The sequence below is a fragment of the Pontibacter sp. HJ8 genome, assembly GCF_054824225.1.
In genome coordinates this window covers 1-960 of record NZ_JSYF01000674.1, presented here as the reverse complement: position 1 = coordinate 960, position 960 = coordinate 1, and the positions used below count along the sequence as shown (strand labels likewise).

General features: G+C 44.7%; 1 protein-coding gene. It reads right to left on the bottom strand.

Features of this window, described 5'->3' with window-relative positions:
- Nucleotides 1–183: 183 nt before the first annotated feature.
- The coding region (locus OB13_RS20805) for a dioxygenase family protein (RefSeq protein WP_461492102.1) at nt 184–960 on the bottom strand (777 nt) is incomplete at its 5' end.

Sequence of the window (960 nt, the reverse complement as noted above, 5' to 3'; positions counted from 1 at the left end):
ATTTTTAACCCCATTACATCAATTAACATCTTTTTATAAGCCTCGAACTGAGATTCTTCAAGCGTCAGGGCGTGCCAGGTAATACCCTCTACTTTAAATGGCTTCAAAGTCTCCTTAAGGCTGCTGTTTATTTTGTTTTCTTCCATGATTTTCGAATTTGTGTTTAACTAGTTTGCTTCTTCCTTATGCGTTATTCTCAAGTATAAAACTGCGTTCACTGAAGGCAGGAATAGTTACTTCGCCTTCGTAAAAATGCTTCAGCTCATCCTTCCTGTCCAATAAGCCTAAGCTGTAAAGCACCGGCACATAATGGTCGGGAGTTGGAGAAGCCAATTTGCCTAGCTTATGGCTTGTCTCGTACTGAATAAGATTATTGAAGTTCCGCCCGTCCAGCTGCTTTTTGAGCCAGTGATCGTAATCTGCTTCCCAGCCAAAAGGAGTTAAATCACCACTCCGGAATTTCTGCCCCGCCAGTTTCAGGTTGTGGATCATAGAGCCGCTGCCTATAATGAGCACACCCTTTTCCCGCAGTGACTTCAATTGCTTTCCTAGTTCGAAATGATACTCTGGTTTCGCGTGGTAATCAATGCTCATCTGAAACACCGGAATATTGACCTGCGGGAATAGATGCATCAGCATCGGCCAGGCACCATGATCCAGACCCCACTCCGGAGTTTCCTGCACGGAAGGAATGATTTTCTTCACTTCCTGGGCGATGGTTGGCGCACCTTTAGCCTGGTACTTCACATCGTAGTATTCTTTAGGAAATCCATAGTAGTCATAGATCTGCGTTTGCTCCGGGGAGATGTTTACAAACGTACCCTGGGTACACCAATGGGCAGAGACAACCAGGGCAGCTTTCACTTCATACTTATCTTGTAGTTGCAGGCCTAATTCATACAGGTTGTTCCAGAAAGGTTTCTCTTCTTTAGAAAGTGGAATATCTAGAGGACTCCCATG